The 21,760-nt window shown below is 66.5% G+C and carries 22 protein-coding genes and 1 tRNA gene; 10 read left to right on the top strand and 13 right to left on the bottom strand.

Annotated features, from left to right (window positions below; translation table 11 throughout):
* The first annotated feature begins 33 nt into the window (after window positions 1-33).
* The 3 genes from parE to AC5P8U_RS11370 all read left to right on the top strand — a co-directional run bounded on the left by parE (window position 34) and on the right by AC5P8U_RS11370 (window position 4,285).
* Window positions 34-1,923 (top strand): DNA topoisomerase IV subunit B, encoded by a 1,890-nt coding sequence (parE, locus tag AC5P8U_RS11380; protein ID WP_061478449.1) that lies wholly within the window; start codon window positions 34-36, stop codon window positions 1,921-1,923.
* 176 nt (window positions 1,924-2,099) lie between these two features.
* Window positions 2,100-2,678: a GNAT family N-acetyltransferase gene (locus AC5P8U_RS11375; RefSeq protein WP_072166935.1), complete on the top strand. Its 579-nt coding sequence runs from the start codon at window positions 2,100-2,102 to the stop codon at window positions 2,676-2,678.
* A gap of 110 nt (window positions 2,679-2,788) precedes the next feature.
* Complete coding sequence (locus tag AC5P8U_RS11370; protein ID WP_151354698.1) at window positions 2,789-4,285, top strand: S10 family peptidase; 1,497 nt, start codon at window positions 2,789-2,791, stop codon at window positions 4,283-4,285.
* 374 nt (window positions 4,286-4,659) lie between these two features.
* Here AC5P8U_RS11370 and AC5P8U_RS11365 read toward each other — a convergent pair whose 3' ends face one another.
* Both AC5P8U_RS11365 and AC5P8U_RS11360 read right to left on the bottom strand, forming a co-directional pair.
* A complete protein-coding gene (locus AC5P8U_RS11365) occupies window positions 4,660-5,781 on the bottom strand; it encodes an inorganic phosphate transporter (protein WP_019658889.1) in 1,122 nt (373 codons plus the stop codon).
* Window positions 5,782-5,794: 13 nt separating this feature from the next.
* Window positions 5,795-6,421 carry a DUF47 domain-containing protein gene (locus AC5P8U_RS11360; RefSeq protein ID WP_004152833.1) on the bottom strand — a complete coding sequence of 209 codons (627 nt, stop codon included), beginning with the start codon at window positions 6,419-6,421 and terminating at the stop codon, window positions 5,795-5,797.
* A 292-nt stretch (window positions 6,422-6,713) separates the two neighbouring features.
* Between AC5P8U_RS11360 and AC5P8U_RS11355 the strand changes: the two genes are divergently transcribed.
* Window positions 6,714-8,018: a hemolysin family protein gene (locus tag AC5P8U_RS11355; protein ID WP_005416017.1), complete on the top strand. Its 1,305-nt coding sequence runs from the start codon at window positions 6,714-6,716 to the stop codon at window positions 8,016-8,018.
* Window positions 8,002-8,661 (top strand): exopolysaccharide biosynthesis protein, encoded by a 660-nt coding sequence (locus AC5P8U_RS11350; protein WP_053501113.1) that lies wholly within the window; start codon window positions 8,002-8,004, stop codon window positions 8,659-8,661. Before AC5P8U_RS11355 ends, AC5P8U_RS11350 begins: the two co-directional genes overlap by 17 nt.
* Window positions 8,662-8,773: 112 nt before the next feature.
* On the opposite strand, the gene AC5P8U_RS11345 is transcribed toward AC5P8U_RS11350, so the two are convergent.
* From AC5P8U_RS11345 to AC5P8U_RS11330, 4 genes are all read right to left on the bottom strand, one after another.
* Window positions 8,774-9,271 carry a pyridoxamine 5'-phosphate oxidase family protein gene (locus tag AC5P8U_RS11345; protein WP_005416015.1) on the bottom strand — a complete coding sequence of 166 codons (498 nt, stop codon included), beginning with the start codon at window positions 9,269-9,271 and terminating at the stop codon, window positions 8,774-8,776.
* 69 nt (window positions 9,272-9,340) lie between these two features.
* On the bottom strand, window positions 9,341-10,336 hold the full coding sequence (locus tag AC5P8U_RS11340; RefSeq protein WP_447897261.1) for an LLM class flavin-dependent oxidoreductase: 996 nt from the start codon (window positions 10,334-10,336) through the stop codon (window positions 9,341-9,343).
* A 192-nt stretch (window positions 10,337-10,528) separates the two neighbouring features.
* Window positions 10,529-11,296: a sulfurtransferase gene (locus AC5P8U_RS11335; protein WP_088497739.1), complete on the bottom strand. Its 768-nt coding sequence runs from the start codon at window positions 11,294-11,296 to the stop codon at window positions 10,529-10,531.
* A gap of 276 nt (window positions 11,297-11,572) precedes the next feature.
* Complete coding sequence (locus tag AC5P8U_RS11330) at window positions 11,573-11,938, bottom strand: DUF6164 family protein (RefSeq protein ID WP_188241104.1); 366 nt, start codon at window positions 11,936-11,938, stop codon at window positions 11,573-11,575.
* 70 nt (window positions 11,939-12,008) lie between these two features.
* On the opposite strand from AC5P8U_RS11330, the gene AC5P8U_RS11325 reads away from it, so the two are divergent.
* Both AC5P8U_RS11325 and AC5P8U_RS11320 read left to right on the top strand, forming a co-directional pair.
* On the top strand, window positions 12,009-12,443 hold the full coding sequence (locus AC5P8U_RS11325; protein WP_188241105.1) for an FKBP-type peptidyl-prolyl cis-trans isomerase: 435 nt from the start codon (window positions 12,009-12,011) through the stop codon (window positions 12,441-12,443).
* Complete coding sequence (locus tag AC5P8U_RS11320; RefSeq protein ID WP_334271553.1) at window positions 12,430-13,677, top strand: TIGR03862 family flavoprotein; 1,248 nt, start codon at window positions 12,430-12,432, stop codon at window positions 13,675-13,677. The genes AC5P8U_RS11325 and AC5P8U_RS11320 overlap by 14 nt, the downstream gene beginning before the upstream one ends.
* Before the next feature lie 39 nt (window positions 13,678-13,716).
* Here the strand turns inward: AC5P8U_RS11320 and AC5P8U_RS11315 are convergent, their stop codons facing one another.
* The 4 genes from AC5P8U_RS11315 to AC5P8U_RS11300 all read right to left on the bottom strand — a co-directional run bounded on the left by AC5P8U_RS11315 (window position 13,717) and on the right by AC5P8U_RS11300 (window position 17,821).
* Window positions 13,717-14,178, bottom strand: a complete 462-nt coding sequence (locus tag AC5P8U_RS11315) for a GNAT family N-acetyltransferase (RefSeq protein WP_088497737.1) — start codon at window positions 14,176-14,178, stop codon at window positions 13,717-13,719.
* A 100-nt stretch (window positions 14,179-14,278) separates the two neighbouring features.
* Window positions 14,279-15,901, bottom strand: a complete 1,623-nt coding sequence (locus tag AC5P8U_RS11310) for an FMN-binding glutamate synthase family protein (RefSeq protein WP_447897177.1) — start codon at window positions 15,899-15,901, stop codon at window positions 14,279-14,281.
* A 55-nt stretch (window positions 15,902-15,956) separates the two neighbouring features.
* Window positions 15,957-17,243 (bottom strand): nucleotide sugar dehydrogenase, encoded by a 1,287-nt coding sequence (locus AC5P8U_RS11305; RefSeq protein WP_072166707.1) that lies wholly within the window; start codon window positions 17,241-17,243, stop codon window positions 15,957-15,959.
* Between the two features lie 143 nt (window positions 17,244-17,386).
* Entirely contained in the window at window positions 17,387-17,821 is a 435-nt protein-coding gene (locus AC5P8U_RS11300; protein WP_088497736.1) for a BLUF domain-containing protein, read from the bottom strand.
* A 131-nt stretch (window positions 17,822-17,952) separates the two neighbouring features.
* On the opposite strand from AC5P8U_RS11300, the gene AC5P8U_RS11295 reads away from it, so the two are divergent.
* Window positions 17,953-18,039 (top strand) — tRNA-Leu (locus tag AC5P8U_RS11295).
* A gap of 21 nt (window positions 18,040-18,060) precedes the next feature.
* On the opposite strand, the gene hemN is transcribed toward AC5P8U_RS11295, so the two are convergent.
* Window positions 18,061-19,470 carry an oxygen-independent coproporphyrinogen III oxidase gene (hemN, locus tag AC5P8U_RS11290; protein ID WP_072166936.1) on the bottom strand — a complete coding sequence of 470 codons (1,410 nt, stop codon included), beginning with the start codon at window positions 19,468-19,470 and terminating at the stop codon, window positions 18,061-18,063.
* 44 nt (window positions 19,471-19,514) lie between these two features.
* Window positions 19,515-19,955: a group III truncated hemoglobin gene (locus tag AC5P8U_RS11285; RefSeq protein WP_088497761.1), complete on the bottom strand. Its 441-nt coding sequence runs from the start codon at window positions 19,953-19,955 to the stop codon at window positions 19,515-19,517.
* Between the two features lie 178 nt (window positions 19,956-20,133).
* Here AC5P8U_RS11285 and AC5P8U_RS11280 point away from each other — a divergent pair, with 178 nt between their 5' ends.
* Together AC5P8U_RS11280 and AC5P8U_RS11275 are read left to right on the top strand one after the other, a co-directional pair.
* A complete protein-coding gene (locus AC5P8U_RS11280) occupies window positions 20,134-20,421 on the top strand; it encodes a hypothetical protein (RefSeq protein ID WP_014036651.1) in 288 nt (95 codons plus the stop codon).
* On the top strand, window positions 20,418-21,467 hold the full coding sequence (locus tag AC5P8U_RS11275) for a 4Fe-4S dicluster domain-containing protein (RefSeq protein WP_111007589.1): 1,050 nt from the start codon (window positions 20,418-20,420) through the stop codon (window positions 21,465-21,467). Before AC5P8U_RS11280 ends, AC5P8U_RS11275 begins: the two co-directional genes overlap by 4 nt.
* 9 nt (window positions 21,468-21,476) lie before the next feature.
* On the opposite strand, the gene AC5P8U_RS11270 is transcribed toward AC5P8U_RS11275, so the two are convergent.
* Window positions 21,477-21,713 (bottom strand): hypothetical protein, encoded by a 237-nt coding sequence (locus tag AC5P8U_RS11270; protein WP_005416001.1) that lies wholly within the window; start codon window positions 21,711-21,713, stop codon window positions 21,477-21,479.
* Window positions 21,714-21,760: the final 47 nt, after the last annotated feature.

Below are 21,760 nucleotides of genomic sequence, written 5' to 3'. Positions count from 1 at the left end.
CACTTGCCCGTCGCTCCAAGCTTTCGAAGACAGATGAACGCCCGCTATAACGCCGCCGATATTGAAGTCCTGTCCGGCCTTGACCCGGTCAAGCGCCGTCCCGGCATGTATACCGACACCGCGCGCCCGAACCACCTGGCGCAGGAAGTGATCGACAACTCGGTGGACGAGGCCCTCGCCGGCCACGCCCGCTCGATCGAGATCACCCTGTACAAGGACGGCAGCGTGGAGGTCAGCGATGACGGCCGCGGCATGCCAGTGGACATCCATCCGGAGGAGAAGATCCCGGGTGTCGAGCTGATCCTCACCCGCCTGCACGCAGGCGGCAAGTTCAGCAACAACAACTACACCTTCTCCGGCGGCCTGCACGGCGTCGGCGTCAGCGTGGTCAATGCGCTGTCGACCCTGGTGGAGGTGCACATCAAGCGCGACGGTGCCGAACACCGCATCACCTTCCGCAACGGCGACCGTGCCACGCCGCTGGAAGTGGTCGGCAGCGTCGGCAAGAAGAACACCGGTACCCGCGTGCGCTTCTGGCCGGACCCGAAGTACTTCGATACGCCGAAGTTCGCGGTGCGCGCGCTCAAGCACCTGCTGCGCGCCAAGGCCGTGCTGTGCCCGGGCCTGACTGTGAAGCTGACCGATGAAGCCACCGGTGAAGTCGATACCTGGTACTACGAAGACGGCCTGCGCGATTACCTGAAGCTGGAGCTGGGTGATCGCGAGATGCTGCCGGCCGAGCTGTTCGTCGGCAGCCTGAAGAAGGACACCGAGGTCGTGGACTGGGCAGTGGCCTGGCTGCCGGAAGGCGAGCTGGTGCAGGAAAGCTACGTCAACCTGATCCCCACCGCCCAGCACGGCACCCACGTCAACGGCCTGCGTACTGGCCTGACCGAGGCGCTGCGCGAGTTCTGCGACTTCCGCAACCTGCTGCCGCGTGGCGTCAAGCTGGCCCCGGAAGACGTGTGGGACCGCGTGTCGTTCGTGCTGTCGCTGAAGATGACCGACCCGCAGTTCAGCGGCCAGACCAAGGAGCGCCTGTCCTCGCGCCAGGCGGCCGGCTTCATCGAAGGTGCCGCCCATGATGCCTTCAGCCTGCTGCTCAACCAGAATGTGGAGCTGGGCGAGAAGATCGCGCAGATCGCCATCGAGCGTGCCAGCGCGCGCCTGAAGACCGAGAAGCTGGTCGTCCGCAAGAAGGTCACCCAGGGCCCGGCCCTGCCCGGCAAGTTGGCAGACTGCATCAGCCAGGACCTGTCGCGCACCGAGCTGTTCCTGGTGGAAGGTGACTCGGCAGGCGGCAGCGCCAAGCAGGCCCGCGACAAGGATTTCCAGGCGATCATGCCGCTGCGTGGCAAGATCCTGAACACCTGGGAAGTCTCGTCCAACAGCGTGCTGGCCTCGGAGGAAGTACACAACCTGGCCATCGCCATCGGCTGCGATCCGGGGAAGGACGACATCAGTGGCCTGCGCTACGGCAAGGTGATCATCCTGGCCGACGCGGACTCCGACGGCCTGCACATCGCAACGCTGCTGACCGCGCTGTTCCTGAAGCACTTCCCGGCGCTGGTCGATGCCGGCCACGTGTTCGTGGCGATGCCGCCGCTGTTCCGCATCGACGTAGGCAAGCAGGTGTTCTATGCCTTGGACGAAGAAGAAAAGCGCTCGATGCTGGACAAGATCGAACGCGAGAAGATCAAGGGCGCCATCAACGTGACCCGCTTCAAGGGCCTGGGCGAGATGAATCCGCCGCAGCTGCGCGAGTCGACCATCCACCCGGATACGCGCCGCCTGGTACAGCTGACCGTGGACGATGGCGAGCAGACCCGCTCGCTGATGGACATGCTGCTGGCCAAGAAGCGCGCGTCCGACCGCAAGGGCTGGCTGGAGAGCAAGGGCGACCTGGCGTCGCTGGAAGTCTGATCCAGCCCCATCATCCGGTAGTGCCGGCCGCTGGCCGGCACCCTCGGCATCCGCGTGATCAGGGCAGATCCGCCGGCCAGCGGCCGGCACTACCGGTTCATGCGCCCTTGGCATTACGCCGCCATCGGCAAACCCGGCGGAGCCATAATGCGCGTCCACCCGTGTGGACCATCGTATTGGCCAGCCACTCGTTGCTGTTCCCCGCCCTGCCGCTGCACAGCGCGCGGTTGGTGCTGAGCCCGATCCGCCGTGACGACGCGGCCGCGCTGTTCGCGCTGCAATCCAATCCGGACGTGATGCGCTGGTGGAACCATCCGGCCTGGACACGACCGGCCGAAGCCCGCGAACAGATCGACGACGACCTTGCCGCGCACGCGATCGGCACCCAGTTGAAGCTGGCCCTGCGCGAATCACCCAACGGCCCACTGCTGGGCGTCTGCGTCGCATTCGCCATTGATCGTGAGGCCATGCGGGCCGAGATCGGCTATCTGCTGGCGCCCGACCGCCAGGGCCAGGGCTACATGCATGAGGCCCTGCAGCAGATGCTGGGCTATCTGTTCCGCACCTTGCACCTGCACCGCATCGAAGCCGAGATCGATCCACGCAACGTACCCTCGGCACATGTGCTTGACCGCCTCGGCTTCCACCGCGAGGGGGTGCTGCGCCAGCGCTGGCGCATCCAGGGCGAGCTTTCGGACTCGGCCGTCTATGGCTTGCTGGCCAACGACGAAGCGGCAGCCGCCCTGCCCGTTTGATCCAATCTGGCCACAAGCCGCTGCAGAACGTGGCCATGCCTTTGGACACATACGGCACGGCACTCCACCGGCCTAGCATCGGAACCCCCTTCCGCTGCCGATCCGGTGCCATGAAGTCCCTGCTGCACACTGCCGCGCTCTGCGTCGGCCTGCTCATCGCCCCCACCAGCGTGCTGGCCGCGCCCGCCGCTGACACCAAGCCCGATTCGAAAGACGACAGGACCGACGCGCCTGCGCTGCCCGCCGATGCGTCGGCGCGCCAGAGCATGCGCCTGGCCGGCCGCACCCTGGACTACACCGCCACCGTCGGCACCCTGCCGGTGCGCGATGAGAAGGGGAAGGTCATCGCCGATGTGGTGTTCACTGCGTACACGATGCCGGGCAAGGACCGGCCGGTGACGTTCGCGCTCAATGGCGGCCCCGGTGCCTCGTCGGTGTACCTCAACATGGGCGCGATCGGGCCCAAGGTGGTCACCTTCGGTTCGGAAGGCGACAGCGCCTCGGCGCCCGCCACCCTGCATGACAACCCCGGCACCTGGCTGGACTTCACCGATCTGGTGTTCATCGATCCGGTCGGCACCGGCTTCAGCCGCGCGCGCATCGGCGACGATGAAGCGAAGAAGGCGCTGTACAACCCCAGCGCCGACATCGAATACCTGTCACGCTCGATCTACGACTGGCTGCTGCGCAACCAGCGCATGGCGTCGCGCAAGTACCTGACCGGCGAGAGCTACGGCGGCTACCGTGGCCCGCGCATCACCCACTACCTGCAGACCCGGCTGGGAGTGGCGATGAACGGCCTGGTACTGGTCTCGCCGTACCTGAGCCCGACCCTGGAAGACAACGCCGATGTCTCGCCGATGGCGTGGATGCAGACCCTGCCGTCGATCGCCGCCGCGCACCTGGAGCGCCAGGGCAAGCTGACCGATGCAGCGATGCGCGACGTGGTGGAGTACACCCGTGGCGACTACGCCACCGCGTTGATGAAGGGCCGCAGCGATCCGCAGGCGACCGAGGCGATGCTGCGCCGGGTGACCGAACTGACCGGGCTGGACCCGCAGTTCGTGCGCCGTGCCGGTGGTCGGCTGGAAACCCAGGCCTACCTGCGTGAAGTGTTCCGCGACAAGGGCACGCTGGGCAGCCGCTACGATTCCAACGTGACCGCGTTCGATCCATTCCCGAACGATCCGGAGCAGCGCGCCAACGATCCGCTGCTGGACAGCATCATCGCGCCGACCACCACCGCGATGGTCGACTTCGTGACGCGCGTGGTCGGCTGGAAGGTGGATGCGCGGTACCAGGCGCTGAACTACGACGTGAACCGGCTGTGGGACCGCAATGGCGAGCTGCGCGATGGCGCGGTGACCCAGCTGCGCCAGGCCGTGGCGATCGACCCGCACCTGCAGGTGCTGATCGTGCATGGCTGGAACGACCTGTCGTGCCCGTTCATGGGTTCGATCCTGACCGTGGACCAGATGCCGACGATGGGCAGCAATCCGGACCGGGTGCAGGTGCGCAGTTATCCGGGCGGGCACATGTTCTACAGCCGGGCGGACAGCCAGGCGGCGTTCCGCAGGGATGTGCAGGCGCTGTTCCAACGCAATTGAGGAGGGTCGGCCGGGCCTGCCGCTGGCCCGGCACCCGCCGGATCAACGGCAACGGCAACGTCAAAAGCAGAGTTTCCGTGGGTTGGCGGGCCGAGGTGGGCAGGCGGGGGACGGCAAAAAACCGCTCCTGCGTGCCTCGTAGAGCGCCATCCATGGCGCTCTGCGCCCCCGCCTGCCCACCCCGGCCCGCCTTCGACAGATTTCTGCGAGCCGTCGGTGGGTGCCGACCGTTGGTCGGCACGGGATCCGAACCTGATTCTGCTTTTGGTAGGTGTCGACCTTGGTCGACACGATGGGTGCAGAAGTAATGTTCTTCCCATGAAAAAGCCCGCCGGAATCCGGCGGGCTTTTTCGTGTGCACCTTGGCGTGGCGATCAGGTCCAGCCGAACAGCTCGAACAGCTTCAGGATCAGGTACGCACAGCCGCCTGCCGCGGGAATGGTCAGGATCCAGGCCCAGACGATGCGCTCGATCACGCCGAACTTCAGCGAACGCGGGTTCTTGGCGAAGCCCACGCCCATGATCGCGGTGGAGATGCTGTGTGTGGTCGAGACCGGCATGCCGAAGTGGGCCGCCAGGGTCAGGATGGTGGCCGAGCTGGTCTCCGCGGCGAAGCCGTGGATCGGGTGCAACTTGACCATCTTGTGGCCCAGGGTCTTGATGATCTTCCAGCCGCCCGAAGCGGTACCGGCGGCCATCACCACCGCACAGGTCAGCACGATCCACATCGCGATGCCGTCACCGGCGTGGGCGTCCGGGTGCATGAAGGCCAGCCAGGACGGCAGATCGTTCAGTGCGCCGGTGGCTTCGGCACCAATCAGGGTCATCGCGATGATGCCCATGGTCTTCTGCGCGTCGTTGTGGCCGTGGGCGAAGCCCATGTAGGCCGCCGAGGCGATCTGCGCCTTGCCGAAGAAGGCATTGACGATGCGCGGACGGGCCAGGCGGCCGATGGCGCCACCGACCTTGGCCAGGCCGGCGATCAGCGCCCACAGCAGCACCATCACCACGATGCCGAGCAGGAAGCCGGCGATCGGCGAGGTGATCATCGGCACGAACACCTTCCACAGCAGGCCCTTGTTCTGCGCCCAGCTGCCCAGGCGCTCCGACCAGATCAGCGCGTCCCAGTTGTTGTGGGCCGCGGCCAGACCGGCACCGCAGAGGCCACCGATCAGGGCGTGCGAAGACGAGGACGGCAGGCCCTTCCACCAGGTGATCAGGTTCCAGATGATGCCGCCCAGCAGGGCGCACAGGATCACCTGCGGAGTAACCTCGACCACGTTGGTGTTGAGCAGGCCCGAGGCGATGGTCAGCGCCACCGCAGTGCCGGTCAGCGCACCGATGAGGTTCATGAAGGCGGCCAGCATCACCGCCCAGCCGGGCGAGAGCACCTTGGTCGCGACCACGGTGGCAATGGAGTTGGCGGTGTCGTGGAAGCCGTTGATGAACTCGAAGACGAGTGCGGCCAGGATCACCACCAGGACAAGGGTCAACATGCGGCGGCGTCCGTCAGCTGTTCTTCAACACGATCTGGTACGCCACCACGCCGGCCTCGCGGCAACGGTCGATGGCCTTTTCCAGGATCTCGAAGAATTCCTTCAGCAGGAACATCTGCAGGTTGTCCAGGCGACCGGAGTAGATGTCGCGGTACAGCTCGAGCATCAGGCGGTCGGCCTCGTTCTCCAGCGAGCGCAGCTTCTCGTTCAGCGCGGTCATCCGGTCCAGGTTCATGTGGCGCAGGTCGGCCACCATCTCCACCACCACGCCGGCGGCCTGTTCCAGCATCGCCGCGCGCGGCGCGAAGTCGATGTGCTCCAGGTGGGTCGTGGCCAGCGAATAGCGATCGGCGAACTTCTCGATCTGCTTCGGAATCTTGTACAGGGCCGAACCCAGCGCTTCGATGTCTTCGCGCTCGATCGGGGTCATGAAGCTGTCCACCAGCGCCTGGCTGATCTTGTCCGAGGCCGCGCGTTCGCGCAGGCGGGCCAGCTTGAAGGCGTCCAGCGCGGGCTGGCGATCGGCCTCGCGCAGCATGGAATGCAGCGCCTTGGCGGCATCGGAAGCCGCGACGGCAGCCTCATCAAGCAGGGTGTAGAACTGTTTGCCGGAACCGAAAATGGTCTGCAGAGAGAACATTGAGAAACCTGTCAGCCGTCGCGGGAAGGACGGCACCAGAGCGAATTATGACGGCTAGATGACCATCACGGGTATCCCCGCCCCCTTTCCGGGGCTTGGAACCCCGAACCTGAACAAGCGGTTGCCACCCTGCCACGCCCCTTTGCTAAGATGCCAGCGCGCCTTCGGGCGCACCTTATGGACGACGACCCTTATCCCCCTGCGCCGCGCCGGACCCCGTTCCTGAGCGCCTGCCGCCATCGCAAGCACCCGCCCTCCCTGCCACCAACCGGGGACGACGCCCGTGTTTGAAATGATCCTGATTGTCTTCGCGCTGGTTCTACTGAACGGCTTCTTCGCCATGTCCGAGATGTCGGTCATGACCTCGCGCAAGAGCCGCCTGAAGCAGATGGCCGCCACCTCCAAGCGCGCCGCCAAGGCGCTGGAGCTTTCGGAGAAGCCGGAGAGCTTCCTGTCCACGGTGCAGATCGGCATCACCGTGATCGGCGTACTGACCGGCTACCTCGGTGGTGATGCGATCGGCGACGCGATCGCCGGCTGGCTGCAGGGCCTGATGCCCGGCTTTGCGTACGCGCGCGAAGTAGGCACCGCCCTGGCGGTCTCGCTGATCACCTTCATCACGCTGATCTTCGGCGAACTGGTGCCCAAGCGTCTGGCCCTGACCCGCTCCGAGGCCATTGCCGGCCTGGTCGCGATGCCGATGAGCTGGCTGGCCAGGCTGGCCCTGCCCTTCGTCTGGCTCCTGTCCAAGACCACCCAGCTGGTACTGAAGGTGCTGGGCCTGGGCAAGGACGAGGCCGCGCAGGTGACTGAAGAAGAGATCCGGATGCTGGTGGCCGAGAGCCACGAAGCTGGCGTGATCGACGCCCACGAGCGCGACATGATGAACCGCGTCATGCGCCTGGGCGACCGCACCGCCGACAGCCTGATGACCCCGCGCAACCGCATTGCCTGGCTAGACACCCAGGCCGGGCTGGAGCGCAATCTGGACATCATGGCCGAGCACGAGTTCTCGCGGTACCCGGTGTACCGCGACAACGACATGGACGTGGTCGGCGTGCTGGAGCTGAAATCGCTGGCCACGCGCATGGCGCGCGGCGACAACGCGCTGTTCCAGACCCTGCGCGAACCGCTGTACGTCTCCGAATCGACCCACGCGATGAAGCTGCTGGAGATCTTCCGCGAGGAGCAGCAGTCGATGGCGCTGGTGGTGGACGAGTACGGCGAGATCCAGGGCCTGGTGACCATCAGCGACCTGATGGGCGCCGTGGTCGGCCGCCTGCAGGCGGTGGAGAATGCCGATGAAGATGCACTGGTGGTGACCCGCGAGGACGGCTCGCTGCTGGTCGACGGCTCGCTGCCGATCGAGGACCTGCGCGAGCTGATCGGAAGCAACGACCTGCCCGATGCCGAGGATGGCGACTACTACACGCTGGCCGGCATGTGCATCCATTACTTCGGCCGCATCCCGCACGCAGGCGAGTACTTCGACTGGGCCGGCTGGCGCTTCGAGGTGGTCGACCTGGACGGTGCGCGGGTGGACAAGCTGCTGCTGCGCACGTTGTCCGACGAGCAGGCCGATGAGCTCACCGCCTGAGGCCGGCCAGGGCCAGGGCGCGCAGCGCCCGACCTACCGCAACGAGGGCATCCGCACCCTGCTGGAGATGTTCGCCTCCGGCGATCCCGCCGAGCACATGCCGCTCGGCCAGATCCTCAGCAACCTGCAGCAGAGCGCGTTTGGCGTGTTCCTGTTCGTGGCGATCCTGCCCTCGTTCATCCCGATCCCGGGCATGGGGGGTGCGGTCAGCGGCCCACTCGTGGTCCTGATCGGACTGCAGATGCTGTGTTGCCTGCGCCGGCCCTGGCTGCCCGGTTTCATTGCCCGACGCGGGCCGAAGCGCGGCACCATGCACCGCTTCCTGGACCGTATCGATCGCCCGTTGCGGCGGCTGGACAGGATGCTGAAGCCTCGCCTGCCGCAGTTGCTGACACCGCTGCCCGCGCACGCCTTCAGCGGCCTGCTGCTGGTGCTGCTGGGCATCCTGCTGTCGTTGCCGATTCCGTTCACCAACTTCCTGTTCGGCTTCCAGCTGCTGCTGTTCTCGCTGGCGCTGCTGGAGCGCGATGGTGCATTGATGCTGTTCAACTGGATCGCAGCGCTGGTGGCGATCGCGTTCTTCGGCTTCAGTTCCGGGCAGCTGGTGGGCTATACAGTGGAGCTGTTCCAGCGCTGGTTCTGAAGCGGCATCCGGTAGAGCCGGCCGATGGCCGGCTGCCACGTTTCCAGGGTTGCCGGCCAACGGCCGGCACTATCGGCATCCGCTAGATCCACGCAACGCGTGGATGCGGCAATCACCGAAGGTCGACGAATCCGTTGTCCGCCAGCGGTGCCGGATCGTCCTGCACCGCCGACAGCACGAAGCTCAAGGCCTTGCCCAGCAAGGTGCCCGGGCCATCCCAGTATTCGGCGCTATCGGCGCGCACGTGGATCAGGCGAAGGTTGGGATCTTCCTTGCCGGCGGGGAAGAACAGCTTCATCGCCGGCGACCACAGCTCTTCGATCTTCGCGCGATCATCGACAACCCGCGCCCGCCCCGCCACAGACACATAGGTGTTCTTCGATGGCGAGGCATAGGCCACATTGACGCGCGGGTCGAGCGCGATCTCGGCCACCTTCGGGCTGTCGGCGGTGATCACGAACCACAGGTCACCGTCGAAGGCGACCTGCTGGGTGGCCAACGGCCGGCTGTAGAGCCGCCCATCGACGCCGGTGGTGGTGAACATCGCCACCTCCACGTCCTTGATCAGTTCAGCCAGCTGGGCAATGTGTTCGGCACGGGTCTCGGCCATGGTGGGAACTCCAGAAAGGGGAGCTCCCATCAGACGCGGATCGGCCGCAACGGGCCGTGACGCGATTGTTCAGCCCGCGTGGCGGCCATGCCAGGCGTTCATCGCCAGCTCGAAGGAACGCAGGCGCGCACGGTGGTCATACAGGTTGGCAGTGAGCATCAGCTCGTCAGGCTTGTGCCGCTCAACGAAAGCGGCGATACCCTCGGCCACCTGCTGCGGATCGCCCAGCACGGTGCAGGCCAGGGCCCGTTCCACGCCGAGCTTTTCGTGCGGCTCCCAGAAGGCTTCAATGTCGTCGATCGGCGCCGGGATCTTGCCCGGCCGGCCGCGGCGCAGGTTGACGAAACTCTGCTGTTGGCTGGTGAACAGGCGACGCGACTCGGCCTCGCTGTCGCTGGCAACAACATTCAGGGCCAGCATCGCGTGCGGCTGCTTCAACGTGGCCGAGGGGCGGAATTCGCGGCGGTACACCGCCAGCGCTTCGTCCATCACGTCCGGCGCGAAATGCGAGGCGAATGCATACGGCAGGCCCATCGAGGCGGCCATGCGTGCGCCAAACTGGCTTGAACCGAGGATCCAGGTCGGCACCCGCAGGCCACCACCCGGAACGGCCTGCACTGCCTGTCCAGGCTGGACCGGCTCGAAGTAGTGCAGCAGCTCGCGCACGTCCTGCGGGAACTGGTCGGCGCTATCGAAATAGCGGCGCAGTGCTCGCGCGGTCGGCTGATCGGTGCCCGGCGCACGGCCCAGGCCAAGGTCGATGCGGTCCGGATACAGCGAGGCCAGCGTTCCGAACTGCTCGGCCACCTGCAGCGGGGCATGATTGGGCAGCATGATGCCGCCCGCGCCGACACGGATGCGTCGGGTGCCACCGGCAACATGGCCGATCAGCACGGCGGTGGCGGCACTGGCGATGCCGGGCATGTTGTGGTGTTCGGCCAGCCAGTAGCGGCGGTAGCCCAGCGCATCGGCGTGCTGCGCCAGTTCCAGCATGTTGGCGAAGGCGGCGGTGGTGTCACTGCCCTCGCAGACCGGGGCCAGGTCAAGGATCGACAACGGGATCATCAGGCGTTTTTCCGTCACAGGATCACCCTTGCATGGGGGCGGCCGGGCGCAGCGGCCAGTGACGGTGGCGGGATGCTGATTCCCGTAGGGCAGGTTCAGCACCCACCGGATCGTGTGGAGCCGAGCCCATGCTCGGCTGCCTTTCGTCGACCAACAGCAGCCGAGCATGGGCTCGGCGCTACAGAAGCGCGGTCAGAACGCGCTGGGGCGCGGCTCCGGCAGCGGCTGGTCGACCATCGGCTTCAGCTCGGCATCCAGCGCCACACGCTCATCGAACACGAAGCAGCGGCCTTCGTAGCCTTCGCCGCCCACTTCCTCGAAGTAGCCGAGGATGCCGCCATCGAGCTGCAGCACATTGTCCATGCCGTCATTGACCATCCACAGCGCGGCCTTCTCGCAGCGGATGCCGCCGGTACAGAAACTGACCACGGTGCTGTCCCGCAGCGCATCGCGATGCGGCGCCAGCGCCTCGGGCAGGTCGGTGAACTTGCGGATGGGCAACACCAGCGCATCCTTGAAGGTGCCGTACTCCACTTCCTGCAGGTTGCGGGTATCGAGCATCACCACCGGCTTGCCGGCATCGTCATGCCCCTGCCGCAACCAACGCTGCACGGTGGCCGGATCAACCGCTGGTGCGCGCGGATAGTCCAGCGGCTGGCCGTCATCGCGGCGGAAGCTGATGATCTCGTCCTTGACCTTGGCCTTCAGCCGCGCGAACGGCTGGTGCTCGCTCAGGCTGGTCTTGACCCGCATGTCGGCGAAACGCGCATCGGCACGCAGCGCTGCATAGAAGCCCTCGACCGCCTCCGGCGCCCCCGCCAGGAACAGGTTCAGCCCCTCGCCGGCCACCAGGATCGTGCCGCGCAGCTGCGCCGTCTCGGCACGGGCCAGCAGCTGGTCGCACAGGGCCTGGGGAGCGTCGATGACGGCGAAATGATAGGCAGCGGTATTGGCGATCATCCCGCCATTTTAGCGCCAGACCGCCCCAGGGTCAGATATCCCCATTCATCCACGCATGGTGTGGATCTGCTGTGTCGACCAAGGTCGACACCTACCAATAGCCGGGAGGCTGTCAGAGGCGGGGCTGTGTGGGCAGGCGGGACCGTTTGATCTGGCCCCCAAAGATGGGTTTACGGCATGTCCCGCCTGCCCACACCGCCGCGCCATCCCACGGAAACCCGCTTTTGACGTTGCCGTTGCCTCTGCGGGTGCCGGGTGCAACCCGGCCGAAACCCGTTACCCCCGCAACAGCAGGAACGGCAGCAGCACCAGCGCCGCCGCGCCGGCCATCGCCAGCAGCACCAGCACCACATAGGCCGGCCGCCGCCGGAACAGGCTGCCGAAGGTCTCGGCCGTGCCATCACGCAATGCCTGCTCGCGTTCAGCCCGCACGCGCACGCCGCGCGCCGCCTGGTACTCCGCCATCAGCGCCTTCGCACGCGGATGATCAGCGTCGTCGCGCAGCCACAGGCCACCATTGGAAATGCCCCACGGGCTGGGTTCGGTGCGATACCAGGCGATGCCGTGCTGATCGAGCAGCGTGCAGACATCGGCATATTCGTCGTCGCCGACGTTGCGCAGATTGAGCAGGAGTTTTGCCATGGCCCCATGATACCCGGCGCCGATGCGCTACCCTTGCCGCCCTCGCCCCGCGCCCTTCTGGAGACGCCCGATGCGCCGCCTGCTGCTTCCCCTGCTGCTGTCCCTCGCCGCCGCTGGCTGCTCGACCGAACCATCCGGCCCGCCGCCCGGCGGCACGCTGACCACCTTCGAGCGGATCGATACCGTGCCAGGCACCGGCGCCGAAGCCATCGCCGGCAGCAAGGTCACGGTGCACTACACCGGCTGGATCTACGACAACCGTACCGAGACCAAGCACGGCAAGACCTTTGACAGCTCCTTCAAGCACGGCAAGCCGTTCACCTTCGCGCTCGGCGCCGGCCAGGTCATCCGCGGCTGGGACGAGGGCGTGGCCGGCATGAAGGTCGGCGGCAAGCGCACGCTGATGATTCCGCCGGACTACGGTTACGGGGACCGCAAGGTCGGCCCGATTCCGGCGGGCTCGTCGCTGGTGTTCGACGTCGAGCTGCTCGATGTCAAACCGTAATGCCGCCATGCCCCATCGGGTCGCCGTCATTGGCGGCGGCCCGGCCGGCCTGTTCGCCGCCGAACGCCTGCGTGCCGCTGGGCTGGAGGTCGACCTGTACGAGGCCAAGGGGTCGCCTGGCCGCAAGTTCCTGATCGCCGGCAAGGGCGGCCTCAACCTCACCCATTCCGATCCGCGGCCGTTGTTCGACAGCCGCTACCGCGAGCAGGCCGCTGTGGTCGGCAACTGGCTGGACGGCTTCGACGCACAGGCACTGCGTGACTGGGCCGCCGGCCTGGGCGTGGAAACCTATGTGGGCAGCTCCGGCCGCGTGTTCCCGGTCGACCGCAAGGCGGCGCCGCTGCTGCGCGGCTGGGTGCGCCGGTTGAAGGAACAGGGCGTGCGCCTGCACGCCAACCACCGTTGGATCGGCTGGAGTGACGACGGCGCCCTGCGCTTTGCCACCGAGGCGGGGGAAATCGATGTGCACCCCGATGCCACGGTACTGGCGATGGGCGGCGGTAGCTGGCCGCAGCTGGGCAGTGATGGCGCCTGGGTCGCGCCACTGCAGGCGCGTGGCGTGGACATCGCGCCGCTGCAGTCAGCCAATTGTGGCTTCGACGTGGACTGGACGCCGTTCTTTGCCCAGCGCAATGCCGGCGCACCATTGAAGCCGGTGGTCGCGCACTGGATCGACCTGGCTGGACAACCGCGGTCGCTGCAAGGCGAGTGCGTGGCCAGCGAATATGGCATTGAAGGCAGCCTGGTCTACGCGTTGGCCGCCGACCTGCGCGAGACCATCAACCGCGATGGCCACGCAATGCTGTGGCTGGACCTGGTGCCCGGTCGCGACGAGGCGCGCCTGCTGGCCGACCTGTCACGTCCCCGCAAGGGCCGAAGCTTCGGCGAGCACCTGCGCCGCCAGGCGGGTCTGGATGCGGTGAAGGCCGCTCTCGTGTTCGAGATTCTTGGCAAGGAGGCCGGCAACGACCTGCCGGCTGTGGCCACCACGCTCAAGCGCCTGCCGCTGCGCCTGCTGCGCCCAAGGCCGATGGCCGAGGTGATCAGCACCGCCGGTGGCGTGCGCCTGGATGCGCTGGATGACGGCCTGATGCTGCGGGCCGTTCCTGGCGTGTTCTGCGCCGGTGAAATGCTGGACTGGGAGGCCCCCACCGGCGGCTACCTGCTGACCGCGTGCTACGCCAGTGGCCGGCGTGCCGCCGAAGGCGTGATCGGTTGGTTGGCGGAGCGGTGACGCCTGTGGCGTAGCGTCGAGCCCATGCTCGACGCCACGTCACCACGGCCTGCGCATGCTCACCGAGGCCAACGCCACACCGCTGGGATGTGCATAGGCTTCCTCACGCACGCTGACAAAGCCCTGCCGTTGATAGAACGGCACCGCATTGAGCGAGGCCGACAGCACCACCTCACGCTCACGATCAGCCATCGCCAGCAGGCGCTGCATCAGCGCCTGGCCAATGCCCAGGCCGCCATGATCCGGATCGACGAACAACGCATCGACTTCATTGGCATCGACATCAAAGACGCCGAAGCCGAGCAGGCCACCCTGCCCGTCCTCGGCCACCACGCAACCGCCCTGCCCCAGCAGCCGCGCGTACTGCGCGGGCGGCGGCGACGCCGACCAGGGCGCAATGACCGCGGGTGGGTAATGGCTGCTGCAGGTCTCGCGCACGCAACGCGTGCGCAACGCCCACAACTTGGCCACGTCATCCATGGTGCCGGTCCTGAACTGCATGACATCTCCTCGTAGAGCCGAGCCCATGCTCGGCTGTTCTTCGTTCCGACCTCGCGATGAGAACAGCAGCCGAGCATGGGCTCGGCTCTACAACATCACGCTACCGCGACTTGCTGGCGCGCAGAGCCTGGATCTTCGGCGGCGGCTGGAACGAGTCGCTGCGCGCATCGGCCCAGAAGGCATGGAATACCGCATGATCGGGCACCTTGTGCAGCAGCTCGCCCGGTTCCAGGTAGCGGTAAAGCGACGCCAGCGAACGGATTTCCACCGGCGACACGCGACGCAGGATGTGCTCCGGCCCCAGCTCGGCCGGATCGTTCAGGCCCGCCGCGCACAACAGTTCCTTCAAGGCATGCAGTGTGTGCTCGTGATAGCTGTACACACGGGTGGCCTTGTCCGGTGCATCCAGATGCTTCCAGCGCGCGGGGTCCTGGGTCGCGATGCCGGTCGGGCATTTGTCGGTGTGGCAGCTCAACGACTGGATGCAGCCCAGCGCGAACATGAAGCCTCGGCCGGCATTGCACCAGTCGGCACCCAGCGCGATGGTGCGCGCGATGTCGAACGCACTGGTGATCTTGCCAGCGGCGCCGATGCGGATGCGCTCGCGCAGGTCCAGGCCGACCAGGGTGTTGTGCACCAGCAGCAGTGCTTCATGCATCGGTACGCCGACATGGTCGACGAATTCAGCCGGTGCCGCGCCGGTGCCTCCCTCGGCACCATCGACCACGATGAAGTCCGGCAGCAGCCCGGTTTCCTGCATCGCCTTGGCGATGCCGAACCATTCCCAGGGGTGTCCGATGGCCAGCTTGAAACCGACCGGCTTGCCACCGGACAGCTCGCGCAGCCGGGCCACGAACTGCAACAGTTCGACCGGCGTCGAGAATGCCGAGTGACGCGACGGCGATACGCAGTCCACGCCCATCGGAACACCACGGGTCACCGATATTTCGGCGGTCACCTTTGGTGCCGGCAGCACGCCGCCGTGGCCCGGCTTGGCACCCTGCGACAGCTTGATCTCGATCATCTTGATCTGGTCGTGGGTAGCGTTGGCGACGAAGCGCTCTTCGCTGAAACCACCCTTCTCGTCACGGCAGCCGAAGTAGCCCGAGCCTATCTCCCAGACCAGATCGCCGCCCATCTCGCGGTGGTAGGGCGAAATCGAACCTTCGCCGGTGTCGTGGTAGAAGCCACCGCGCCGCGCACCTTCGTTCAGTGCGCGGATCGCGTTGGCCGAGAGCGAACCGAAGCTCATCGCCGAGATGTTGAACACGCTGGCCGAATAAGGCTTGGCGCAGTTCGGCCCAATCAGCACGCGGAAATCATGCTTGGCGATGGAGGTGGGAGCCAGCGAATGGTTGATCCACTCGTAATCCACCGCATAGGTACTGCGCAGGGTACCGAACGGCACCGTGTCCATTTCGTTCTTTGCGCGCTGGTAGATCAGCGCACGCTGCTGGCGCGAGAACGGCACGTCCTCCAGGTCGCTCTGCACGAAGTACTGGCGGATTTCCGGGCCGATTGATTCCAGGCCATAGCGGAAATGCGCCATCACCGGATAGTTGCGGCGCAGCGTGCTGCGCTTCTGCAGCAGATCCCAGGTCCCCAGCGCCACCATCGCGGCAGTCAGGCCGACGCCCCAGTACCAGGCCGGCCAGATCGTGGCCAACCACAGGCAGATGGGAAACATCAGGATGGCGAGCAGGTAGACGATATACCGGTGCATGGCGTTCCTTGGTTGCAACTGCCTGCGAGTCTACCGCGCCGGCCATCACCGGCGTTTACAGGCGACCGTCAACCACGTTGCGCGGCCAGGCCGATTTCACGTCGTAGACGATGCCGCCGGGCGCCAGCAGCGCCTGGATTGCGGCGTCATCCATGGCTTTGAATCGGGCATGGGCCACTGCCAGAACTACGGCGTCGTAACTCCCCGCCACCGGCTCGGCCAGCCAGTGCACGCCCGCGTCAGCCAATGCCGCCGGGCCGACCCACGGGTCGCTGACCTCCACCTGTGCGCCGGCATCACGCAGGCGCTGCGCCAGTTCCAGCGCGCGGCTGTTGCGCAGGTCCGGGCAATCCTCCTTGAAGGTCACGCCCAGCACCAGGATACGCGACTGCGCAGGTGCGCGGCCACGTTCGGCCAGCATTGCCAGCACACGCGACGCCACGTGCTCACCGACGCGGTTGTTGACCTGCCGCGCGGTGTGGATCAGGTCCGGGTGGTAACCCACGCTCTCGGACTTGTGCAGCAGGTAGTACGGGTCCACGCCGATGCAGTGGCCGCCAACCAGGCCCGGCCGGAATGGCAGGAAGTTCCACTTGCTGCCGGCGGCGTCGAGCACATCCTGGGTGTCGATGCCGAGCCGGTCGAAGATCAGCGCCAGCTCATTGACCAGCGCGATGTTGACGTCACGCTGGATGTTCTCCACCACCTTGGCCGCTTCGGCCACACGCATCGACGGCGCCGGGAAGGTACCGGCGGCGATGATGCGCTGGTACAGGCCATCAATCACCGCAGCCACTTCCGGTGTCGACCCCGAGGTGATCTTGCGGATATCGGCCAGGCGCCGCTGGCGGTCGCCGGGGCTGACCCGCTCCGGGCTGTAACCACAGTAGAAGTCTTCGTTGAAGCGCAGCCCGGAAAGCTGCTCCAGCAGCGGCACGCAGACCTCTTCGGTGGTGCCGGGGTACACCGTGGATTCGTAGATCACCAGGTCACCCGCACGCAGGTGGCTGGCGATCAGCCGCGTCGCCGAACGCAGCGGCTCCAGATCGGGCTGCTCATAGGCATCGATCGGGGTCGGCACGGTAACGATGTAGACATTGCAGGCATCGAGCAAAGCCGGATCGCTGCCGTACTGCAACTGCTGCGCACTGGCCAGCTCATCGGCCTCCATTTCCAGCGTATGGTCCTGGCCGTCGCGGAGCTCGGCGATGCGATCAGCATCGATGTCGAAGCCGAGCGTCGGCCAGTGCCGGCCGAAGGCCACCGCCAGTGGCAGGCCCACGTAGCCCAGCCCGATCACCGCGAAGCGCGGCGACGCTGCTGCCGCAAGCGGCGCGCTCAACGCCGCATCCCATGCAACGGCTGAAATCGCATGCGTACTGCCATGGGCATGGCCGACCTACTCATTCGCTTTGCCACTCCGGGAAGATCCATGCCAGAAAGGCTACAGCCTAACGGCCCGGGTGCCCGGCCGCCAAGGTGGGGTCAGGAACCCAGTGCGACCGCGGCCGGCTCCAGTTCGCCATCGGCGCCGGTCCAGGCCTGCAGCAGGCGCTCGAAGCCACCGCCGCCAAGCACGAAGCCCGGCCATGAGGCGTCGACGATCTGTACCAGCAGTTCTGTATCAATGCGCCGGGTCCCCATCGACCAGCGCGGGAATGCCCGCTGCGCCACCGGCGCGCGGCACAGCACCTTCAGTTGTCCATGGCTGCGCGCATTGGCGATGCGCTGGTACACCGAATCGATGCCATCCTCCGGGCCTTCCAGGTACTGCAGGAAACGGCTGCCATCGAACATCAGCACACCCGTGACACCGGCTACTCGGTTGAATGCCGTGGCATCGGCCAGCAGGCGGTCAAGATCGGTTGTCTGCAGGTCGGCGCGGGCCTCGCTGGCATAGGCAATCGCGTGCAGCGACATCGGGTGGCTCCCCCCCTGGGAACGAGGCTTTGGACTATGACATGAATGGGAGCGACAGTTAAGCACACCGCCGCTCCACTGCAATCCGGTCGGGATTCTGCAGCTGGGCTACAATCGGCGCCGCGCTGCAGGCCCGGATGGCGAAACTGGTAGACGCATCGGACTTAAAATCCGCCGGGGGCAACCCCATGCCGGTTCGATTCCGGCTCCGGGCACCATCGCGCTTTTCACGACGAACGTCAGATTGCACGCGAGTAGCGCGGCTGCTCGCAGGCGGCACGCAGGTACGGGTCGAAGCACATCGCCAGCAGCCGCAGCAACGGCCGTCCAGGCTCGCTGGCGCGCACTACACCGTCACGGTACTCGGCGAGGCCGTCTTCCTGCAGCCGCTGCACCGAACGCAGGTCTTCGGCGAAGTACTGCTCGAAATCCACGCCATGGCGCTGGCCCAGCACCGCACCGTCCACCTCGCCCTGGCACATCAGCTGCTGGATGAGTTCTGCGCGCAGCTGGTCGTCGGCGCTGAGCGCCACGCCGCGCCACACCGGCAACTGCCCCTGGTCCACGGCATCCTCCCACGACGGCAGGTCGCGCGGATTCTGACTGTAGGTGGCACCGATGTGGCTGATCGCACTCACGCCCAGGCCGAGCAGATCGGTGTCGGCGTGGGTGGTATAGCCCATGAAATTGCGATGCAACTGCCCGGCGCGCTGCGCACGTGACAGATCTTCTTCCGGCAATGCGAAGTGATCCATGCCGATGTACTGGTAGCCGGCCGCAGAGAGTTTCTCCACCGCCAGGCCCAGCAGCGCCAGCTTGTCTTCCGGCGAAGGCAAGCGGCGTTCGTCGATCTGCTTCTGTGCGCGGAAAAGATGCGGCAGGTGTGCGTAGCCGTACACCGCCAGGCGATCCGGGCGCAATGCCAGCACCCGTTCCAGGGTGCGGCCAAACCCTTCCAGGCTCTGTCCCGGCAGCCCATAGATCAGGTCGACGTTGACCGAACGCATGCCGCTGTCGCGGCAGGCCTGCAGGATGTCCAGCGTCTGCTGCACGCCCTGCACGCGGTTGATCGCTTCCTGTACCTGTGGGTCGAAATCCTGCACGCCCAGGCTGGCGCGGTTGAAGCCCAGCCGCGCCAGCATGGCGACATCGCGGGTATCGATGAAGCGCGGATCGAGTTCGATCGAGAAATCGCGCTGCGGCGAATCGCTGAAATCAAAGCGCCGGCGCAGTCCTTCCACCAGCGTGGTCATCGCCTCGGCCTCGAGGAAGTTCGGCGTGCCCCCGCCCAGGTGCAGCTGGATGACCTCACGGCCGTCCTCGAACTGCGGCGCCAGCAGGTCGGCCTCGGCCAGCACGCGCGCGACGTAGCTGTGGCCACGGCCGCGGTCGCGGGTGATCACCCGGTTGCAGCCGCAGTAGAAGCAGGGGCTGGAGCAGAACGGCACATGCACGTACAGCGACAGCGCGCGGGCCAGCTGGTTGCTGTCGGCGATTGCCCGGCGCAGTGCCGGCGCATCGAAGCCATCGTGGAAATGAGGCGCGGTCGGATACGAGGTGTAGCGCGGCCCGGGCCGGTCATGCCGGCGCAGCAGGTCGGGGTCGAAGGTCCAGGCCAGACCGCCGGCGGCGGGAGAGAACGTGTCCATGCCGCCAGCATCGCGCCGGGCGGACGCCACCGCCTTGACCCAGATCAATCGCGGGTGGGGATTCCCAGCACCGGCAGGCCGACCTGCGGCCAGCGCAGCATCTGGTAGCGCTTCCAGAAGGTGTCACCGATGCGCGCGGCGACGTCGTTGGCCAGCGCCTGCATGGGCGGGTTGCCGCACTCGGCGGTGGTGATCCGGAACAGCACCAGCCAGCGGTCGAACAGGTCCTTGTCCAGCTCGATGGCCATGTGCTTGGACATCGGCGAGCCCTTGAAGCGGCGCGTACCGCGCAGCATTGCCGACCAGAAATCGACCAGCTGCGCCAGGTGTTCCGGCCAGTCGCGGACGTGTGCCTCGAACACAGGCCCCAACCGCTCTTCCTCGCGCACGCGCGCATAGAAATCGTGGACCAGGCGGGTCACTTCCTGCTCGGTGCACAGCCCGGGCGAGGCGACGGGCAGCACAGGTGGCGATATTGCGTTCATCGGGTACCCAAAGCTTGCCGGCAGTGTGCCGTAGCTGGCCGGCACCGCCGTTGATCCAGATCAATGTCGGCGCAGTCCGCTGCACCTAGGCTGGCACGCCTGCAGGAAGCATGCCCTGCGGATGCTGCGCCAGCCTCGGCGGAGTATACGCGCCGCCCTCATTCCGATCCGGGACAGCATGAACAGACCCTCTCCCAGCCGCCGCCAGCAGCTGATCCAGCACTGGGGCGCCATCCTTTGGCCCAGCTTCATCGCTGCAGGCCTGGCCAGCGTGGTGTTCTTCGCCTTTGTCGACCCGCTGCGTCTGCAGGCGATCAGCTTTCCGGGTACGGCGATCAGCCGCGAACTGGGCTATACGGCAGGATTCTTCATGTTCTGGTCGGTGACCGCACTGTCCAGCGCGGTCACCTGGTACCTGCAGCGACCGATGCCAAGCGACGACGACGACGAGCTGCCGCTGGGATGAGTACGCCCTGCACCGGAATCCCACGCCGCTGGCATTGGCGCGCCGCGCTCAGCATGCTCTTGCTGGCGTTGTTCTATGCCCTGCCATGGCTGCGCTGGAATGGGCGGCAGGCCCTGCTGCTGGACATCAACGCACGGCGCTTTGACCTGTTTGGCTGGACATTGTGGCCCAGCGATGTCGGCGTGCTGATCGGGTTGCTGGCGGTGCTGGCGGTGGGCCTCGCGCTGCTCACCCACCTCGCCGGCCGCATCTGGTGCGGCCACGCCTGCCCGCAGACGCTATGGCGCCGCGCCTTCGACTGGATTGCGCGCGCCATGGCCCGGGCTTTGCCAGCGCCCGGCGTGGGCCCTGCCACCCAGCTGGCATGGGGGCTGCTGTCGCTGTGGACCGGCATCACGTTCGTCGGTCTGTTCAGCCCGATCGAAGAACTGGTGGCCGCCGCGCCGCATGCCGGCTGGAGCGGCTGGGAAACGTTCTGGGTGCTGTTCTATGCCGCCGCCACCTGGGGCAATGCCGGCTTCCTGCGCGAGCAGGTGTGCCGTTCGCTGTGCCCGTTCGCGCGCCTGCAGCCGCTGCTGACCGATCCGCATACACCGCGCATGTTGTACGACGCGCGCCGCGGCGAACCGCGCGGCATGCGTCCGTCGGGGCTGGGGGGCGTGCTCGGACGCGGCCGTGGCCTGCTCGACCCGACCACCGCGCAGGACTACGTGTTCCGCGCTGCACACCCGCTGCTGGCCGGACCGATGCCCACCTTCAGCGCCGACCGCCTGGGCGACTGCACCGATTGCGCTGCCTGTGTCAGCGCCTGCCCGATGCAACTGGATATCCGCCAGGGACCTCAGGCCGATTGCCTGGCCTGCGGCGCCTGCCTGGAGGCCTGCTCGCGGCAGCAGGACCAGGCCGGTTTCGGCCCGGGGCTGGTGCGCTACTGCAGTCCGCAGGCCATGGCCGGGCAACCGCGGCAATGGTGGCGACCGCGGACCCTGGCACTGCTCTCGATACTGCTGGCGCTGTTGGCCTGCGGCGCCTGGCGCCTGCTTTGAATCAACGGATCAACGCGGCCCGTTGGCGTGCGGCGGCACCAGCTGCGCGCGTCGGACGATGCCCAGCTGCTCGATGATCAGCGCCATTTCATTGGTAACTTCGGTACGCTCGGTCCCTTGCGGGACCAGGCGGTCCAGCACCTGCTGGTAGGTATCCCAGAACGCCGGACCGCATCCGTGTTTGTGATAACTGGCTTCCAGTTCGCGGCGTACCCGTTCAGCCAAGCCATGCATGCCGTATTCCATACGACCTCCGTTGGACTTGTTCTGCATCGTTGACGGTCTACCGACTC

The organism is Stenotrophomonas sp. YJH_SMC_81 (assembly GCF_059370875.1).
This window is presented reverse-complemented; position numbering and strand designations above follow the sequence as displayed.

Bases quoted from the DNA above. Each gene is read 5' to 3' on its own strand.
- AC5P8U_RS11320 (WP_334271553.1), top strand. From the start codon at position 12,430: ATGTCAAACCGTAATGCCGCCATGCCCCATCGGGTCGCCGTCATTGGC.
- AC5P8U_RS11275 (WP_111007589.1), top strand. From the start codon at position 20,418: ATGAGTACGCCCTGCACCGGAATCCCACGCCGCTGGCATTGGCGCGCC.
- AC5P8U_RS11300 (WP_088497736.1), bottom strand. From the start codon at position 17,821: ATGTCGCTGCACGCGATTGCCTATGCCAGCGAGGCCCGCGCCGACCTG.
- AC5P8U_RS11270 (WP_005416001.1), bottom strand. From the start codon at position 21,713: ATGGAATACGGCATGCATGGCTTGGCTGAACGGGTACGCCGCGAACTG.
- parE (WP_061478449.1), top strand. From the start codon at position 34: ATGAACGCCCGCTATAACGCCGCCGATATTGAAGTCCTGTCCGGCCTT.
- AC5P8U_RS11330 (WP_188241104.1), bottom strand. From the start codon at position 11,938: ATGGCAAAACTCCTGCTCAATCTGCGCAACGTCGGCGACGACGAATAT.
- AC5P8U_RS11315 (WP_088497737.1), bottom strand. From the start codon at position 14,178: ATGCAGTTCAGGACCGGCACCATGGATGACGTGGCCAAGTTGTGGGCG.
- AC5P8U_RS11360 (WP_004152833.1), bottom strand. From the start codon at position 6,421: ATGTTCTCTCTGCAGACCATTTTCGGTTCCGGCAAACAGTTCTACACC.
- AC5P8U_RS11350 (WP_053501113.1), top strand. From the start codon at position 8,002: ATGAGCTCACCGCCTGAGGCCGGCCAGGGCCAGGGCGCGCAGCGCCCG.
- AC5P8U_RS11280 (WP_014036651.1), top strand. From the start codon at position 20,134: ATGAACAGACCCTCTCCCAGCCGCCGCCAGCAGCTGATCCAGCACTGG.
- AC5P8U_RS11340 (WP_447897261.1), bottom strand. From the start codon at position 10,336: ATGATCCCGTTGTCGATCCTTGACCTGGCCCCGGTCTGCGAGGGCAGT.
- AC5P8U_RS11355 (WP_005416017.1), top strand. From the start codon at position 6,714: ATGATCCTGATTGTCTTCGCGCTGGTTCTACTGAACGGCTTCTTCGCC.
- AC5P8U_RS11345 (WP_005416015.1), bottom strand. From the start codon at position 9,271: ATGGCCGAGACCCGTGCCGAACACATTGCCCAGCTGGCTGAACTGATC.
- AC5P8U_RS11370 (WP_151354698.1), top strand. From the start codon at position 2,789: ATGAAGTCCCTGCTGCACACTGCCGCGCTCTGCGTCGGCCTGCTCATC.
- AC5P8U_RS11310 (WP_447897177.1), bottom strand. From the start codon at position 15,901: ATGCACCGGTATATCGTCTACCTGCTCGCCATCCTGATGTTTCCCATC.
- AC5P8U_RS11325 (WP_188241105.1), top strand. From the start codon at position 12,009: ATGCGCCGCCTGCTGCTTCCCCTGCTGCTGTCCCTCGCCGCCGCTGGC.
- hemN (WP_072166936.1), bottom strand. From the start codon at position 19,470: ATGGACACGTTCTCTCCCGCCGCCGGCGGTCTGGCCTGGACCTTCGAC.
- AC5P8U_RS11285 (WP_088497761.1), bottom strand. From the start codon at position 19,955: ATGAACGCAATATCGCCACCTGTGCTGCCCGTCGCCTCGCCCGGGCTG.
- AC5P8U_RS11335 (WP_088497739.1), bottom strand. From the start codon at position 11,296: ATGATCGCCAATACCGCTGCCTATCATTTCGCCGTCATCGACGCTCCC.
- AC5P8U_RS11365 (WP_019658889.1), bottom strand. From the start codon at position 5,781: ATGTTGACCCTTGTCCTGGTGGTGATCCTGGCCGCACTCGTCTTCGAG.